Annotated in this window: 15 protein-coding genes; 8 read left to right on the top strand and 7 right to left on the bottom strand. The window is 47.2% G+C overall.

All coding sequences use genetic code 11. From position 1 onward, the window contains the following. Positions 1-30: 30 nt before the first annotated feature. Complete coding sequence (locus tag KWJ01_RS14915) at positions 31-1,110, top strand: DUF3616 domain-containing protein (RefSeq protein ID WP_224997402.1); 1,080 nt, start codon at positions 31-33, stop codon at positions 1,108-1,110. Positions 1,111-1,192: 82 nt separating this feature from the next. Here the strand turns inward: KWJ01_RS14915 and KWJ01_RS14910 are convergent, their stop codons facing one another. Then, on the bottom strand, positions 1,193-2,128 hold the full coding sequence (locus KWJ01_RS14910) for a glutamate--tRNA ligase family protein (protein WP_224997401.1): 936 nt from the start codon (positions 2,126-2,128) through the stop codon (positions 1,193-1,195). 309 nt (positions 2,129-2,437) lie between these two features. Between KWJ01_RS14910 and KWJ01_RS14905 the strand changes: the two genes are divergently transcribed. Further along, positions 2,438-2,776 carry a MerR family transcriptional regulator gene (locus tag KWJ01_RS14905; RefSeq protein WP_224997400.1) on the top strand — a complete coding sequence of 113 codons (339 nt, stop codon included), beginning with the start codon at positions 2,438-2,440 and terminating at the stop codon, positions 2,774-2,776. Position 2,777: 1 nt separating this feature from the next. Continuing rightward, entirely contained in the window at positions 2,778-3,881 is a 1,104-nt protein-coding gene (gene dprA, locus KWJ01_RS14900; RefSeq protein WP_224997399.1) for a DNA-processing protein DprA, read from the top strand. A gap of 127 nt (positions 3,882-4,008) precedes the next feature. Here the strand turns inward: dprA and KWJ01_RS14895 are convergent, their stop codons facing one another. The 5 genes from KWJ01_RS14895 to KWJ01_RS14875 all read right to left on the bottom strand — a co-directional run bounded on the left by KWJ01_RS14895 (position 4,009) and on the right by KWJ01_RS14875 (position 8,838). Further along, positions 4,009-4,647, bottom strand: a complete 639-nt coding sequence (locus tag KWJ01_RS14895) for a tetratricopeptide repeat protein (RefSeq protein ID WP_224997397.1) — start codon at positions 4,645-4,647, stop codon at positions 4,009-4,011. A gap of 236 nt (positions 4,648-4,883) precedes the next feature. Next, the gene (locus KWJ01_RS14890) at positions 4,884-5,321 is read right to left on the bottom strand and encodes a DUF6146 family protein (protein ID WP_224997396.1); all 438 of its coding nucleotides are present in this window, start codon (positions 5,319-5,321) and stop codon (positions 4,884-4,886) included. A gap of 181 nt (positions 5,322-5,502) precedes the next feature. Further along, complete coding sequence (locus KWJ01_RS14885; RefSeq protein ID WP_224997394.1) at positions 5,503-6,375, bottom strand: hydroxymethylglutaryl-CoA lyase; 873 nt, start codon at positions 6,373-6,375, stop codon at positions 5,503-5,505. Between the two features lie 169 nt (positions 6,376-6,544). Continuing rightward, entirely contained in the window at positions 6,545-7,261 is a 717-nt protein-coding gene (locus tag KWJ01_RS14880; RefSeq protein ID WP_224997392.1) for a GntR family transcriptional regulator, read from the bottom strand. A 119-nt stretch (positions 7,262-7,380) separates the two neighbouring features. Next, entirely contained in the window at positions 7,381-8,838 is a 1,458-nt protein-coding gene (locus KWJ01_RS14875) for a TolC family protein (RefSeq protein WP_224997391.1), read from the bottom strand. Positions 8,839-9,419: 581 nt separating this feature from the next. Between KWJ01_RS14875 and KWJ01_RS14870 the strand changes: the two genes are divergently transcribed. Next, on the top strand, positions 9,420-10,571 hold the full coding sequence (locus tag KWJ01_RS14870) for a hypothetical protein (RefSeq protein ID WP_224997389.1): 1,152 nt from the start codon (positions 9,420-9,422) through the stop codon (positions 10,569-10,571). Between the two features lie 139 nt (positions 10,572-10,710). Here the strand turns inward: KWJ01_RS14870 and KWJ01_RS14865 are convergent, their stop codons facing one another. Further along, entirely contained in the window at positions 10,711-11,835 is a 1,125-nt protein-coding gene (locus KWJ01_RS14865; protein ID WP_224997387.1) for a sugar phosphate isomerase/epimerase, read from the bottom strand. A gap of 229 nt (positions 11,836-12,064) precedes the next feature. On the opposite strand from KWJ01_RS14865, the gene pxpB reads away from it, so the two are divergent. The 4 genes from pxpB to KWJ01_RS14845 are packed head-to-tail and all read left to right on the top strand — an operon-like array spanning position 12,065 to position 15,768. Continuing rightward, positions 12,065-12,817 carry a 5-oxoprolinase subunit PxpB gene (pxpB, locus tag KWJ01_RS14860; protein WP_224997385.1) on the top strand — a complete coding sequence of 251 codons (753 nt, stop codon included), beginning with the start codon at positions 12,065-12,067 and terminating at the stop codon, positions 12,815-12,817. Further along, positions 12,783-13,817, top strand: coding sequence for a biotin-dependent carboxyltransferase family protein (locus KWJ01_RS14855; RefSeq protein ID WP_224997383.1), 1,035 nt, complete (start codon positions 12,783-12,785; stop codon positions 13,815-13,817). Before pxpB ends, KWJ01_RS14855 begins: the two co-directional genes overlap by 35 nt. Further along, complete coding sequence (locus tag KWJ01_RS14850) at positions 13,814-14,581, top strand: LamB/YcsF family protein (RefSeq protein WP_224997381.1); 768 nt, start codon at positions 13,814-13,816, stop codon at positions 14,579-14,581. The genes KWJ01_RS14855 and KWJ01_RS14850 overlap by 4 nt, the downstream gene beginning before the upstream one ends. Beyond that, positions 14,581-15,768: an NRAMP family divalent metal transporter gene (locus KWJ01_RS14845; protein ID WP_224997379.1), complete on the top strand. Its 1,188-nt coding sequence runs from the start codon at positions 14,581-14,583 to the stop codon at positions 15,766-15,768. Before KWJ01_RS14850 ends, KWJ01_RS14845 begins: the two co-directional genes overlap by 1 nt. The last annotated feature ends 35 nt before the right edge of the window (positions 15,769-15,803 follow it).

The raw sequence follows: 15,803 nt of genomic DNA, 5'->3' as shown, positions 1-15,803 counted from the left end.
TAACAGAGCAATACACCACCCCTTAATGTTATGAAGAAAAGTAAAGTACTAATTGACCTAACTGGCGCCATGGGCGATCATCTGATTGATAAAGACCTGCGCAACGGCCTCTCTGCAGCCACACGCAGCGGAAACTACCTGTGGGTAGCAGGTGATGAGCAGATCAGTATTCAACGCCTGGAAAAAACAGAAGAGGGCTGGGGTAACTGCACAACATTTCACCTGGGAGATTACATTGAACTTGTTAGCCAGATAGATGAGGCTGATGTTGAAGGAATGGATTTTGATGGCCGCTACCTCTGGATAACTGGCTCTCACAGCCTTAAGCGCTGCAATATTTCTAAAAAGACTGATGATCCCGAAAAAGCAGTCAGGAAATTAACTAAGGTATCTATGGACCCAAACAGGGTATTGCTGCTCCGAATACCCTGCCAGCCAAATGAAAAGGGCGAGTATGTGCTAAGCAAATCCTGCCCAGATCCTGAAGACCCAACTAAAACCCTGACAGCCGCCAAGCTTAAGCACGGCAAAAAGAAAAGTCAGCTTAGCAAGGCATTGAAGAATGATGAGCACCTGAAGGATTACATGAAGATACCGGGAAAAGACAATGGCTTTGATATAGAAGGGATGGCTGCTATTGGCGAAAGGGTTTTTCTGGGCCTGCGGGGGCCTGTTCTCCGGGGCTGGGCAATCGTTCTTGAAATACAAACCGAGCTGGATGAGAACCATGAGCTGGTGCTGAAAGAAATAGGCAGGAACGGGCTTAAGTACAACAAATTTTTTATGCAGCTGCATGGCATGGGCGTTCGCGAAATGGCAACAGATGGCAATGATCTGCTCATCCTGGCAGGGCCAACCATGGACCTGGATGGCACCATGGCAATCTATCGCTGGAAAAACGCTGCCACACACGATGAGAAGCCCCTGATCACCAGGCAGGAGCTGGAGGAAATTGCAACCATACCTCACAAAAGTAATACCCATGGCATTAACAAGGCCGAAGGCATGGTACTGCTGGAGGATAGAGGACTGCTTGTGCTATATGATAGCCCCGGTAAAGAAAGGCTCATGGGCGAGCATGCGGTAATGGCTGATGTTTTTCATCTGTGAGAAGCATCAGCACAATAAACAAAGCTGCACCTTGCAAAAACTGATCGCCAGCACCGTTGCCAGTTTGCCAGCATTTCTAATATCATCCAGGACCGAAGAGTGTTGCCAGCACTTTAGTTTCAGCAACTGCTTTCTGCAGGCTGCTGAGCGAAGCTGCGGCATCGGCTGGTAAAGACAGGAAATCTGCCACCAGTGAATAGATAGGCATGGGATTGCCACCTGCCTCCCGAAGGCTCATGATTGAGGTGCTTCCTGCAGATTTAGATAGTTTTTTCCCCTTCTCATCCAGCAGCAGGGGGTGATGTAAAAAAACTGATTTCTGAAAAAGCAGCGCTTTTTGCTGTAGCTCCTGGTTCTTCGATTGAGAGGTTAAACAACTGGCTATAAACACCTGGGCTGCAGTGGAATACAACAGGTCTTTTCCACGAACAATGAAGTTGATACCATGGGCCATATCATCGGAAAGGGAAGCAAGCTGGTAGGCAGGAATACCTTCTTTGCGCCTAACCACAAAATCTCCCATTTCCTGCGCCAGTGGCAGACAACGCTCCTCCTGCCCCACCTCCCGGAAACAGATTGTTTCTTCGGGCACCACAATTCGCCATGCTGTTCCTGCAGTATCGAAAGAAAGCCTGCTTTCCCTGCAACTGCCTCTGTAAACACCACCATTCCAGCGCTCACGCACCCTGCTTCTGCTACAGTCACAGGCATAGAGATAACCTTCATTTTTAAGTACCTCCAGCAATGCATGATACTCCTCAAACCTTAGCTGCTGAGAGTATTGAGAGGTGAAATCAGCCGGACTTTCCGGCCCCTCATCCCAATCTAGTCCCAGCCAGTCGAGGCACCTGAAGATTTCCTGGATATACTCCGGCCTGGAGCGGGAAGTATCCGAATCATCAATACGCAACTGCAGCATCCCCCCGGCACTACGAACAAGCAACCAGGTGAGTACGAACGAAAAAGCATTACCCTTATGCAGGTAACCACTTGGCGTTGGAGCTATCCTGCTTTTCAATAATGGAACTTCCTGATTATTAGACCCTGCGCCCATTGTGGATAAAGATTTACTGGAACCTACTTTTTCAACAGGTTGAAAATTTGTTATTTTAGATTACTCATACAAGCAGAAGCCTTTAAATAAAAAAGAATTCCTGCGTTCTGTACGCACTTATAATTTTATTCAAAGAACTCTGTTTAAATTTTATCTGATTTTAAAGAAGAAATTTGCACAAAAACTTAGTTGTTTGTGCGTTTAAAGCTTTATCTGCTGTATTTTTACAATAAAATATAAGCAGACTTTACAATACGTAAACCGGATCGGGCCGTGGCATACAAAGAAAAGAAAATAGAGAAAAAATATTTTTCCATCGGAGAAGTGGCCACCCAGTTAGGGGTAACAACCTCACTCATACGTTTTTGGGAGAATGAGTTTGACATCATAAAGCCGAAGAAAAACCGTAAAGGCAACCGCCAGTTTACCAGGGAAGATATTGAAAATGTTAAGCTCATCTACCACCTGGTAAAAGAAAAGGGATTTACGCTGCAGGGAGCTAAAGATATGCTCAAGAACAACCACAGCCGTATGCAGGACCGTCTTAAACTTATTGATTCACTCAAGGATATCAGGGTATTCCTGGATGAGCTGAAGAACAGCATGCCTTAACATGGAACAGGAAAAGCTATGCCAGGTTGCTTTAACTCGTGTTGCGGGCGTAGGTCCGTTGCTTGCTAAAAACCTGGTCAGCTACTGCGGTTCTGCTGCTGCAGTTTTTTCCTCCAACAGAAATAAGCTTAGCCGGGTACCTGGGATCGGTGAAAAGATCCTCTCCAACCTGGCTTTGGCACAGCCCCTCAAAGAAGCCGAAAGTATTTTGCAAAGAGCGCAACAGGAAGCGCTGCAGATACTGATGTACACAGAGGCCGACTACCCCTACCGCCTGAAGCAAATAGCAGATGCCCCCATTGTGTTGTACTACCGGGGTAAATCAAGCTTAAACCACCCCCGTACCATTGCCATTGTTGGTACCCGCAAAGCCACCAGTTATGGCAGAACTGTAACAGAGCAAATGGTGGAAAGCCTGCTGCCCTACCAGCCTCTTGTTGTGAGCGGCCTGGCCTATGGAATTGATGTTATCGCCCACAGGGCATGCCTCAAAGCCGGCTTAGCCACCATTGGTGTAATGGCCAGTGGCCCTGATATCATCTATCCTCCTGCCCACCGCTCTACAGCAACTGATATGCTCAGGGATGGTGGCCTGCTTACAGAATACCCTTTTGGCACCCAACCGGATGCCTACAATTTCCCTGCCCGAAACCGCATTATTGCCGGCATGGCCGATGCCGTTGTAGTGATTGAAGCTGCAGCCAAAGGTGGTGCTCTTATCACTGCAGAACTTGCCCTTGACTACAACCGGGAGGTATTTGCCGTTCCCGGCAGCCTCATGAGTGAGTACTCTGCCGGTTGCCATGCACTCATTAGCAGGCAACAGGCACACATTTACCGCTCTGCCGAAGACCTGGTGAACGAATTACGATGGAATAGCTCCAAAGAAGAAAAGAAGCCCCTGGCTGCCAGTATACCAGATTTAAGTGAAAGAGAGCAGGCTGTAGTGAACCTGCTGGAGCAGCAGCCGGCAGGTTACCAGATAGATGAGCTGAGCTGGCGAAGCCAGATTCCGCTTTCGCAGCTGGCCGGTGTGCTTTTAGAACTGGAGCTGAAAGGCCTGGTGCGCGCCCTGCCAGGTAAGAAGTTTGCCCTTAGCCTCTAGAAAATAAAAAAGCTCTGGAATAACCAGAGCGCACATACATAACACCTATTTAATCAATTAATCTATTAAGCAACTGGCTGCGCATGATACATGCTGTTCAGCGAAGAAAAGCATGCATCAGCAACAACTAGTAAGCCTCTCGAACAAAACATTTCTGATTACACTTCTCACGAATTACTTCGTAAGCCTTGATATCTCCCAGCTCGCCAGCTTTGCTTAAATCAAGGCAACCGGCTTCGGTACGGCCATGCTCAATACGCAGCAGGCCACGTAAAAAGTAAGCATCTATGTTCCTGGGGTTAAGCTCTATCAACTTTGTACAGTCGTTGATGGCATCTTCGTAAGCTTCGATTTGCTGTTTGGCCATGCCACGGCTGTAATAGGCCTGCTGATGGCTTGGGTTCAGGTCTATCACTTTTGTAAAATCGTAAATAGCACCATAGTAATCCTGCAGCTCAAATTTTAAGGTGCCTCTTATAAAGTAGGCATCTATCAGGTTATGGTTCAATTCGATTGCTTTGTTCAGGTCCTTCATGGCACCATGCAGGTCGTCGAAAGCTTTTTTGGCATTACCCCGCATATAATATGCCTGGGCAAAGGTTGGATCTGCCTCAATGGCTTTGTTAAAGTTCAAAAATGCCTCTTTATAGTTTTTAGAAGCATAGTGTTTACTGCCATCTTGCAGGTATGCGATAGCGTCGCCCTGTGCATTGGCACCGAAAGTGAGCAACAGGAACGAAAAGCAGGTCAGGATAAAGGATTTCATAAGCAAAAGGAAAAAGGTATTTACCTCCAATTACAACGCTAAAGTAGCAGGTCCTGCCGGGGCAATCTAACCCAAAGCCCCCTAATCCTGTACCATGTAATATTTGCACAACAAACACAGAAAACCTAACGGTGCACATACAAATTAAATTACGGAAATCCCTGATACATAAAAAAGAGCAAAACTTCAGTCAGTTCTGCTCTTTCCCTTTGCTCATCTATTGTTCAGTAATGAGATTATGAATTCCTGCCGCCTAAACCAAAACCATACCTGCGGCCATACAATGATTCTATGTACCGGAAATACCAATACAGCTCATAATTTAGTTCCAGGCCATAGTCAGTGTCCATCCTGTAGTCAATATAGTTTTCAAATGGAAAATCTGCACTACCAAAGCTGCCCCGCTGGGAAACCAGCGAATTCCATTGAATAACATACTGCTTATTTCTTTGCTCGTAGTGGGTGGGGGTGTAATAATTTACAGGCCTGCCATGCAGGGCAAACCAGCGTTCAAAGCCCGGGTCTATGATGGTAAGTTCATACTCATCTTCCTCCCCCTCCGGAGAAACCAGGTTGGGTGAGGCTGGCTTATCTACGGTGGCAACCCCGCCAGATGCACAGGCCGTTGCCACTAATAACCAAATACTTATATATGCTAATAATCTGAGTTTCATATCTGTTGCTTTTATATAAATAACGCAACAGATCCCTTTTTAGTTGATCATCAACTAACAGAGTGTAAAGAAGAGCGGCACCCTATACGTACTCTGCCTGACTGGAATAAGATGCTGACTATTTTTTGGGCCATACATAGCAGCATGTGGGCTTTAGCCATACAGTACAGTAAGGCTGCGGCTATCGTGCTGGGAATATTGTGCCTGCCATCAGCAGACTTTTATGCAACTCCTCCTGGTTTAGGCCGGGTGCCACTCCAAGTTCCTCCAGTGCCCTGATCACTTCTTCCGTGGCCATATTACCCACCAGACTATCATTGGCCATGGGGCAGCCACCAAAGCCTTTCAACGCACCATCTATTCGCCTGCAGCCTGCCAGCCAGGCAGCCTTGGTTTTTGCAGCTACATCTGAATAACGTGCATGCAGGTGTACGCCAGTCTCTATATCAGGGAATGCACCGCTGATGCGCTTAAACAAGAGGCTTACATCTTCTTCAATAGCAGTTCCTACAGTATCGGAAAGGCTCACTACCCTAACTTCCATCTGCTTAAGCCGGTTCACAAACGCTTCTACAAGTTCAATACTATAGGCATCGCCATAAGGATTGCCAAAACCCATGCTGATGTAGGTAACAAGGGTTTTGTGGTGCCTGATACATAAGTTCTGGATATTCTGTAAAATATTAAAAGCCTCCTCAATGCTGCGGTTTGTATTGCGTTGCTGAAAAGTTTCGCTGATACTCAGCGGAAAGCCCAGGTAATGGATTTGCGCATGCTCAACGGCTGCTTCTGCCCCACGCTCATTGGCTACAATGGCCAGTAACTTTGTGGATGTTTGGCTTAAATCCAGCTGCTGCAGCACCTCTGCGGTATCGCGCATTTGTGGTATGGCCTTTGGTGAAACAAAGGAGCCAAAATCCAGTGTGGAAAAGCCTACCCGCAGCAACTGGTTAAGGTAAGCTGCCTTGCGCTCAGTAGGGATAAAATCGTGAAGGCCCTGCATGGCATCCCGGGGGCACTCTACCAGGTGGATAGGCTGTGACTCTCTTAGCATAAAAAAATTGTATTAGATAGCAGCATCAAAGATACCCCCTGCCCTGCCTTTAAACAAAAAACATTGCGTACTTCCTGAAGTAAAGGGAATTTACTGCGCTGCCCTTTGAATCAACTCCCATGGCAGAAGATCGATAAAAGTTAAATACGTACAGGTATATCCCTGTTTATCAGGAAATAAAAGACCCCATGGCATACTTTTGGGTGTTGCAGTAGATAGAGCTGTAGATGTAAAAGTTGCCACGGTTAGTACCATATTTACGGTACAAATGAATAAGTGGGCTGCCGGGTTCCATCATTAATTTTTCGGCAACGGAAGGATCTGCCAGCACCGCCCTTACATCCTGCTCCATATTCATGATCTCAACTCCATATTGCAGGGCCAGGGTGGCAAAAAGCGAGTCGTTGATGAGCTTTCGGGAGCTGAAAGCCGGCAGGTCCAGGTCAGGAATGTAGGTATGCTCCAGCATAACTGCATCCTCATCTGCAAAGCGCAGGCGCTCCAGGTAAATACAACCAGCTTCTGACTCGGATCCATTCAACTCATAGAAGAAAGGAGCCGGCCAATTCAATGATTGGGGGCCGTAAAGGATCTGGGTTTTTACTGTATGCTGTGCACTGCCCACCACCTCTGTAAACCCTTTGAAAGACAGCAAGCCAAGGCTATTTCTTTTGAGCTGAACCACACTGCCCTTTCCCTGCCGTTTGGTAATGTACCCCTCCTGCTCCAGCACACTTAACGCATGGCGTACCGTTACCCTGTTGAGACTGTGTGTGCGGCTAAGTTCATTTTCAGAAGGCAGCAGATCTCCATCTGTATACATTCCCGACAGAATCTGGCTCTTCAGCTTTTGCTGAAGCTTCTGATATTGTGGCGCTGATGACATATAAATGATTTACCTTAACTAAGGGGCCGGTAATTAGAATAGAAAGAAATCTTAAAAGCTGCTATGAGGGTACCCCTCTTAACTAACCTTACATAGGTTGCTCACACTCAGTGAAATCTTTATAAAACGATGCTGATGTTATGCTCAAAATCATACAGGGTTAGCTTGCGCAACTGGTAATAGGCTTTCCAGAATTCCTCCAATGATGCTATATAACTTCTCTTGGCTTCGTCCTTCTCCTGCATGGCAATATTCAGGTCTGTAATGCTTATTTCTCCCAGCACATACCTTCTTTGTGCAATAGCATAACGCTTCTGGGCAATTTCATCGCTTTTCTTTGCTATTGTTACCTGCTGTTTGCGCATACTGAACATACGCACATGGGTAATTACCTCCTGTTCAAAGTTTATCTGGTCCTGCTCAACTGTGTAATCCGTTAACCTCTGGTTTGCTTCTGCTGTTTTGTATCGCGATTTCTGGCGGCCCCAGTCCATAACAGGTACACTGAAATTGATCATGACTGCCTGCTGATCGTCCGGGGCATTGTACACTTCTGTCAGCACATCGCCGCGATTAGTGAGGCCAAAAGTGGCTTCGATGTTAGCATCCAGCCCACCACTGCCTTTCGCCCAGGCAACACCTTTTGCTGCTTCCAGCTTTCTGCGTTCAAAGGCTACAGAGGCCCTTCTGTTTTTATGTGCTTGTGCAAGGGCAACTTCAGTATCTACTTTAAATTCAGGAATAACACTGGGCTGTACCAACGAAAGTGGTTCATCGTCTGATATGCCTATGTAAGCCTTAAGCCGTAGTGTATTAGTTTCCAGATCGAGCTCTGCTTTTGCAACCTGCTGCCTGGCCCGCATTACTGTGAGCTCCAGCTGCAACAGTTCATTTTCATTTCCATTTGAATTAGCCGCTCTGTCCTGGGCCATCTGGTAAAGGTCTTCGTTACTTGCCAGGTTCTTTTTGGCTATATCCAGGCTTGCCTGCGAAATCAGCAGATCAAAGAACAAGTCTGTTACGCTTACTGCTATCTGTTCCATTGCCTCTACATACTCGCGCTTGGATTCCTCGTACTGAAGGGGAGCAATTTTTTTATCCCACTTCAAGCCGTTGAAGAAAAACAGTGGCTGGCTTAAGCCTATAAAAGCAGGGTTTCCGCTAAAGAAAGCAGTATTGTTATAAAAGTTATCGAAGCGGTTAAGGCTGGAGCTTAGAAAAATACGGCTCCCGGTAAAACCAACCTGCTGCTCCAGCGAAAGCGCCAGTGAACTTAAGTTCTGGTTTACCTGTGGAAAGGCGTACGTACCGTCGTTTTGCCTGGTGGCCACTACCTCACGGCTAAACTCATTACTACCGTTAAGTACCAGCTGCGGCATATAATTAGACTGGTAAGTTTTGTACTGCCAGTAGCGGTTTTCTTTAATTGTCTGGGCCTGCAGCGCCGCCGGCGACTGGTCTTTAGCTAATGCAATCAGCTCGTAAAGTGTAAAGCTATTACGGAGACTGGTGTTTTGTGCAAAAAGAGTAAAAGTGCTAAGACAAGTGCAAAATAACAGACCTACAAATTTGTTCATACCGGCTTTAATACTACAACTGGGGACAAAAATATTGTACGCAACTTGTGTAGACAAGTTAAAATATTCTTAAAAAATGTCATCGGTTTTATACGCAAAAATTGCTGTATATGAATAAAAAAAGCAGCTTACCGTCTGCTGGAATCTATATACATGATATCTGCCTACGCCTCCCTGCTATAAAGCACATGATATGGCACATGTTCCCGCTCGTTCTGTCAGGAAGATGCTTTGAGTCTGGATAGCTATAATGTTGCTTTTAATGCTTAAATGCCCGATCAGGCAAGAAAGAAGAAACACCCCGAAGCGAAAGCTTAATCGCTCCACTAACGTTCACCCTGGCCAGGGCGATTGATTTGTACATGCACTGGTGTATACCCTTGTTAGGAATAGTCAGACTAGTTTTGTTAGCAGATGTTCCTGTTTCAAAGAAAAGTACTAGATTATTTCAAAATATAATTATAATTTATTTATATTTCATTTAGCTATTTCTATACGAGCTGTTGGATTAGAGGAAGTGTATTTAAGCTAGCTTCTGTTTAACATACTTAGCAGTTTACCAACCAACCATTTTTATTCATATGAAGCTTGTTTTTAAAACCGCAGTTGTGGCAGCGGTGCTGCTGACTCTCTTTAACAGCCATCGGGCAGATGCTCAGGGCTGTGTAGCCATCAGGCATTTCTCTTCCTGCAACGGAAACACCCTAAGCTCAGCAATACTAGCCAAAGGAGACTGGCAGCTGGGTAGTAACTACAGGTATTTCAAGTCATTTCGCCACTTCAGGGGAACACATGAAGAACCCGACCGAATTGCTAATAATACGGAGGTTATAAACCATTCACACGCATGGGACTTTAGCTTAACTTATGGTATGAGCAACAGGGCTTTTGCTTATCTATCGCTTCCACTGGTGCTGAATGAACGATCTTCTCTTTACGAGCATGGCCGAACAAGCAGAAACACTACGTTTTCAAGAGGCATTGCCGATGTGAGGCTGGGAGCTGGTTACTGGCTTATATCTCCAGACAAAAATACAAAAGGCAACCTGGCAGTGGGCTTAGGCATAAAATTACCAACTGGTAACTACCAGGCCACCGATATATTTTATAATGTTGGCCCACAGGGAGAACCGCAGGTTAGGCCGGTTGATCAATCAATACAGCCTGGTGACGGGGGCTTTGGCTTTTCTGCCGAAATACAAATGTACCGGCAACTTGCCAACAGGGTGTTTGCCTATGGCAGTGGCTTTTACCTGCTAAACCCGAGAGAAGCTAACGGTGTACGTACATTCAGGGAAACCCTTAGCCCTGTTTTGCAAAATGAAGCAATTATGTCGGTACCCGATCAGTATGCACTGCGTGCCGGTGTAAACTATGGCCTGGGCAACTCTGGCCTGGGTGCTTCTTTAGGTGCCAGGCATGAAGGGGTTCCTGTAAGAGACCTGTTAGGCGGAAGTGCCGGCTTCAGACGCCCCGGCACTGTTACTTCTGTTGAGCCTGGTATCAACTACCAGAAAAAGGATATTTCTTTTAGTCTTTCCGTACCTGTTGCCATACACAGGAACAGACCTCAAAGCGTAACAGACCAGGAGGCCGAAAGGCTTACCGGAACCTCCCGCCACGGTGATGCCGCCTTTGCAGATTACCTCATTAACCTGGGCATACAATACCGGATAAAAGGAAAGGCAAAAGCCGGCGAAACTAACTCATCGCCTATGTTTCACACAAACTAGCAGATGAGTCATCTTATTCTTTCTAGTATGAGCAGAGGTCAGGCATGGTAAAAAACCATGCCTTCCTTATTTGATAAGGAAGGCACTATAGCGGTTTTAGTTATTCCTTCACCTGCCTGTGCATTGCTTCCGTGCCAGGCTATACCAGATCTTTCATTGTCACAGGCGGAATATCTTTAACTGTAAGCTGCTTCAGCTCCTGAAAACCTGCGGTATTGTACTGGTACCCATCGGGGCCAAGACTCCAGAGCATGGGAGCCAGGTAAAGCGTAGTCGCTTTCATGCCCTGCACAATAGCTGCCATATTGCCGGTACCCTTTGATAAGGCTGCTTCATTTTCAATTTCAAAAGGACCTTTGAATCCCTTCTGTTTCAGGGTATCTGCAAAGGCGCGCCAGTCCATGCTGTCGGAGCCACCAAAACCTGGCAGCATGGCTTCGTAGTTATGCCGGTCCCATTCATTTGCAGGAACAGGCACAGCTGCACGATTGGCCAGTTCCCTTTCTACCTGCTGCATGGGGTACATATTTCCCCAGTACACATTATTCTTTTTCCTGGTGGCCTTTACATGTATGCGGTGCAACCGGCTCATATCTGTGTGTTCTATTACCTCGCTGGGGTTAACATGCTGCCATACATCATGCGATGGGTCATAAATTTCGCCATGTGCTTTACTGGGAATCAGCTCATACATCAGCTTACGGGCAGCCAGTACACCACTTAAGTTATTGAAGGTTTCTGTGTAGGCTGCAGAACGCCAGCCTTCCATAGGGCAGTTCTCATATAAAACAGTTACGCCAAGATCTTCTGCATATTTGATAATAGGACTGAAAACCCTTGCATACTCCTCCAGGTTTTTCTGAAAGCCTCCCTCCTGCTTGCCCAGCTCGTGGTTGTAACCTACAAATGTACCTACCTTCACATCATTGGCATCTCCACCCAGCAGGTGTGCAATGCGGATGAGGGCGAGCAAATGGTTCTGGTTTTTCAGCCTTTGCTCCGGGTCTCCGCCAATAAGATTATCAAATGCACCAACAGAAAGCCTTAAGCGGGCTTTGTTAAAGGTTTCCAGCAGCACTTTTGCATCTTCCAGCCCAAACTGCTCATAATCCAGGTGGGTGGCTACAAAGTCGTTGCGGGTACCATCTCTGCGAAACACGCATAAATCGAGCCCCTGCACCCCTACTTCCTGTGCTTTTTTGATCACCTCCTCCAGGCTTAGCTCGTTGAACGCCGAAGTCATGATCCAGATTGGGTTATTCATGGTTTCTAGATTGCTATGTTGAAGAAAGTCTTTGCTACTCCTTAAAAATAGTAATTTTATAACATAGCCGGGGCTAAATGCACAGTTGAAAAAAAGTGCTTTATTAATGGCTCAATAGCTTCTGCAAGGAAAACAGTTTAAACATCAAACCTCTTACCGAAGGAAGGGTTGTATAGATGCATTTATGATGAATGCGTAGATCTGGATTGGTGATTTTCAGAAAAAAGAATTGGAATATCAGCCGTTACATGTATCCGAAGCTGCCGAAGCTACATTCAAACACTTCCCTCTTGGCGATACTGCTATGGTGCTGCAGTTTGGTGAACAAATAAGCCCGGAAGTGCACCTTAAAATACAGGCTTTTGCAGCCCTGCTGGAGAAAAACACTCTGGCGGGCATTGTTGAGTGGGTGCCCGCTTATACAACCCTTACCATATACTACGCTCCCCTGCTCATAGGTAATGGCGGCAGTGAGGATCCATACGATGTGCTTTACAGGCACCTGGCCAGCCTGGCTGCAAAGCTGGAAAATATCGCACCAATGCCCGGACGACTGGTAGAAATACCGGTATGCTATGGCGGTAGCTTTGGACCAGACCTGGATATTGTGGCTGCTCATCACAACATAAGTCCGGAAGAAGTAATTGCCATTCACAGTCAGCAGGAGTACACGGTTTATATGATTGGCTTTGCTCCCGGCTTTCCCTACCTGGGAGGATTAAGTAAGAAAATTGCCTGCCCCCGCAAAGCAGCTCCACGCTCCAGCGTACCGGCCGGATCCGTGGGCATTGCCGGCCTGCAGACTGGCATTTACCCTATATCAACGCCGGGTGGCTGGCAGTTAATTGGCCGTACCCCAATAACGCTTTTTGGTTACTGTAAGCAGCCTCCCAGCCTTTTACAGGCAGGCGACAGGTTAAGGTTTATGCCTGTTTCCGCAAAAGATTATGAACGAATGGAAAGGAGCAGGCATGAGCATTAAAGTCATAAGCCCCGGCTTGCTCTGTACCATACAGGATGCCGGCCGCCACCAATACAAAAAAGATGGCATCATAACGAGCGGGGCCATGGATTTAGATGCCTGTAAAATAGCCAACCTGCTAACAGGCAACAACATGGAGGAAGCCTGCCTGGAAATATGCATGAAGGGTCCCGAACTCTACTTTGAGAACAGCTACCTGATTGCATTAAGCGGGGCAGATTTATCGCCCATGCTTGATGGTGTTGCCGTAAAAATGTGGCGTCCTATATGGGTGCCAAAAGGCAGCACACTGTCTTTCGGGGCGCCCCGCAGCGGATGCTTCACCTACCTGGCTGTTGCAGGTGGTTTTAACATTCCTAAGGTATTGGAAAGCTACTCTACCTACCTGGCTGCCAGGTTTGGTGGTTATAAGGGCAGGGCATTGATGAAAAATGATGTGCTGGAATGCAACACTGCTAAAGAAATACTTCCCCTTTTAAATTCTATCTACAGGCTGGGAAGCGGCAACCATGTAGTGGAAGCTCACTGGGCACCTGATCCGCAGCTGCTGCCGGCTTACGACGAAAACCCAGTGATCAGATTCATCAGGGGACCGGAATGGCAGCTCTTCAGCAAAGCCAGCCAGGATGCTTTACTAAATGAGCCTTTTAAAGTATCGGCCCGGTCGAACCGCATGGGCTACCAGCTGCAGGGGCCGGAACTTAGCTTAAGCAGACCCGCAGAGATTCTTTCCAGTGCAGTCACTTTCGGTACGGTACAGGTACCAGGCAGTGGCAACCCTATCATACTTACAGCCGACCACCAGACCACCGGCGGATATCCCCGCATCGCAAATGTTATTTCTGCAGATTTTTCTCCACTGGTGCAGACACAGGCAGGAAAAAATATCTATTTTAAAGAAACAACATTAGCCGATGCGCACCAGCTGCTTTCAGAACAGGGAAATAAGCTTGAGCTGCTAAGAATGGCCATTCATCTTAAACTAAACCAGCCGGTATGAGCAGCTTGTCTATAGACCTTAACTGTGACATGGGTGAGAGTTTTGGCAACTTTACCATCGGAAATGATGAGGCATTGCTCCAGTATGTTTCTTCTGCAAATATTGCCTGCGGCTTTCATGCTGGCGACCCGGCTGTGATGAGAAAAACAGTAGGCATGGCGATTGCAAATGGTGTGGCTGTAGGTGCCCATCCGGGCCTGCCCGATCTGCAGGGTTTTGGCCGAAGAGAAATGGCTGTTAAACCAGAGGAAGTCTATGAGTTTGTGCTCTACCAGGTAGGAGCCCTGATGGCTTTTACCCGCGCCGAAGGAGCTGCACTCCGGCATGTAAAACCGCATGGTGCCCTCTACAACATGGCTGCTGTTAACAGCAGAATTGCAGAAGCCATTGCCGAGGCTGTGTACAAAACAGATCCGGCACTGGTACTGTACGGACTGGCAGGCAGTAGGCTTATAGATGCCGGCAGGCGTGCCGGGCTTAGAACAGCCCAGGAGGTATTTGCAGACCGCAGCTACCAGCAGGATGGCACCCTTACCCCCAGGAGCCAGCCTGACGCCCTGATTACCGCTCCGGAGGCAGCGGCTAATCAGGTACTGGAAATGGTCAGGCACAATAAAGTTACTACGCTGCAGGGCACACAGTACCAGCTGCAGCCAGATACAGTTTGCATACATGGCGACGGACCCCATGCACTGGAATTTGCTCAAAATATTTACCAGAAACTACAGGAAGCCGGCATCGAAATAAAAGCGATAGAAGACTGATGGCAGCAAAGAAAAACTTAAACGTGCTGCTTGGAGCTGCATTTCTGATGGCAACCTCTGCTGTGGGCCCTGGTTTTCTTACCCAGACCACTGTTTTTACCCAAACCCTTGCAGCCAGCTTTGGCTTTGTTATTCTTGTTTCTATTGTGCTGGATATTGGTGTGCAGCTGAATGTGTGGCGGGTAATAGCCGTATCGGAGAAACGTGCACAGGAAATTGCCAATATGGTATTGCCCGGCATGGGCATATTTATTGCGGCACTCATTGTACTGGGCGGACTGGCCTTTAACATTGGCAATGTTGGCGGTGCCGGTCTGGGTTTCAATGTATTATTTGGCATAAGCCCCGAGTTTGGTGCAGTACTGGGTGCCGGTATTGCCATTGCCATTTTTCTGCTGCGCGAAGCAAAAAGAGTGATGGACCGATTTACCCAGCTAATGGGACTCATGATGATCATGCTCATCATGTATGTGGCCTTTACCTCTGCTCCACCTCTCAAGGAAGCGCTGGTGAGATCTGTGCTGCCTGAGCAAATAGACATTATTGCCATCATTACACTTGTTGGGGGCACGGTTGGTGGCTACATTACCTTTGCTGGTGGCCACCGGCTGCTGGACGCAGGTATCAAAGGCAAAGATGCTTTGCCCCAGGTAACAAGCAGTGCTGTTTCAGGCATCAGCATTGCCTCTCTAATCAGGATTTTTTTATTTCTGGCTGCGCTGGGAGTGGTAAGCCAGGGATTTACGCTTGACCCGGAAAATCCACCTGCTGCAGTTTTCCGGCTGGCAGCAGGCAACACGGGCTACAAATTGTTTGGTATTGTAATGGTATCTGCCGCCATTACTTCAATTATTGGATCGGCCTATACTTCAGTAACATTCATCAAGTCTTTCAACAAGCGGCTGGAGCGTTGGGAAAATTGGGCTATCATAAGTTTTATTGCTATCTCCACCCTTATCTTCATTACCATTGGCAAGCCTGTTGCACTCCTGATCCTTGCAGGCGCACTCAATGGATTGATTTTACCCCTGAGCCTCGGAACAATACTGCTTGCAGCTTATAATAAAAGAATCGTGGGCGACTACAGGCATCCGCTCTGGCTCACGGTTTTTGGCATACTGGTAGTGCTGTTAATGACATGGATGGGCGGATATACCCTGCTTTACCAACTCTCCCAGTTGTTTTAAATAAATAGTTAACCGCTGGTGTAAACACTGGTGCA

The organism is Cesiribacter sp. SM1 (assembly GCF_020178975.1).
GTDB lineage: Bacteria > Bacteroidota > Bacteroidia > Cytophagales > Cyclobacteriaceae > Cesiribacter.
This window is presented reverse-complemented; position numbering and strand designations above follow the sequence as displayed.

Excerpts from the sequence above, each read along its gene's own strand:
- KWJ01_RS14915 (WP_224997402.1), top strand. The coding sequence starts at position 31 with ATGAAGAAAAGTAAAGTACTAATTGACCTAACTGGCGCCATGGGCGAT.
- dprA (WP_224997399.1), top strand. The coding sequence starts at position 2,778 with ATGGAACAGGAAAAGCTATGCCAGGTTGCTTTAACTCGTGTTGCGGGC.
- KWJ01_RS14895 (WP_224997397.1), bottom strand. The coding sequence starts at position 4,647 with ATGAAATCCTTTATCCTGACCTGCTTTTCGTTCCTGTTGCTCACTTTC.
- KWJ01_RS14890 (WP_224997396.1), bottom strand. The coding sequence starts at position 5,321 with ATGAAACTCAGATTATTAGCATATATAAGTATTTGGTTATTAGTGGCA.
- KWJ01_RS14885 (WP_224997394.1), bottom strand. The coding sequence starts at position 6,375 with ATGCTAAGAGAGTCACAGCCTATCCACCTGGTAGAGTGCCCCCGGGAT.
- KWJ01_RS14880 (WP_224997392.1), bottom strand. The coding sequence starts at position 7,261 with ATGTCATCAGCGCCACAATATCAGAAGCTTCAGCAAAAGCTGAAGAGC.
- KWJ01_RS14875 (WP_224997391.1), bottom strand. The coding sequence starts at position 8,838 with ATGAACAAATTTGTAGGTCTGTTATTTTGCACTTGTCTTAGCACTTTT.
- KWJ01_RS14870 (WP_224997389.1), top strand. The coding sequence starts at position 9,420 with ATGAAGCTTGTTTTTAAAACCGCAGTTGTGGCAGCGGTGCTGCTGACT.
- KWJ01_RS14865 (WP_224997387.1), bottom strand. The coding sequence starts at position 11,835 with ATGAATAACCCAATCTGGATCATGACTTCGGCGTTCAACGAGCTAAGC.
- KWJ01_RS14855 (WP_224997383.1), top strand. The coding sequence starts at position 12,783 with ATGAACGAATGGAAAGGAGCAGGCATGAGCATTAAAGTCATAAGCCCC.
- KWJ01_RS14850 (WP_224997381.1), top strand. The coding sequence starts at position 13,814 with ATGAGCAGCTTGTCTATAGACCTTAACTGTGACATGGGTGAGAGTTTT.
- KWJ01_RS14845 (WP_224997379.1), top strand. The coding sequence starts at position 14,581 with ATGGCAGCAAAGAAAAACTTAAACGTGCTGCTTGGAGCTGCATTTCTG.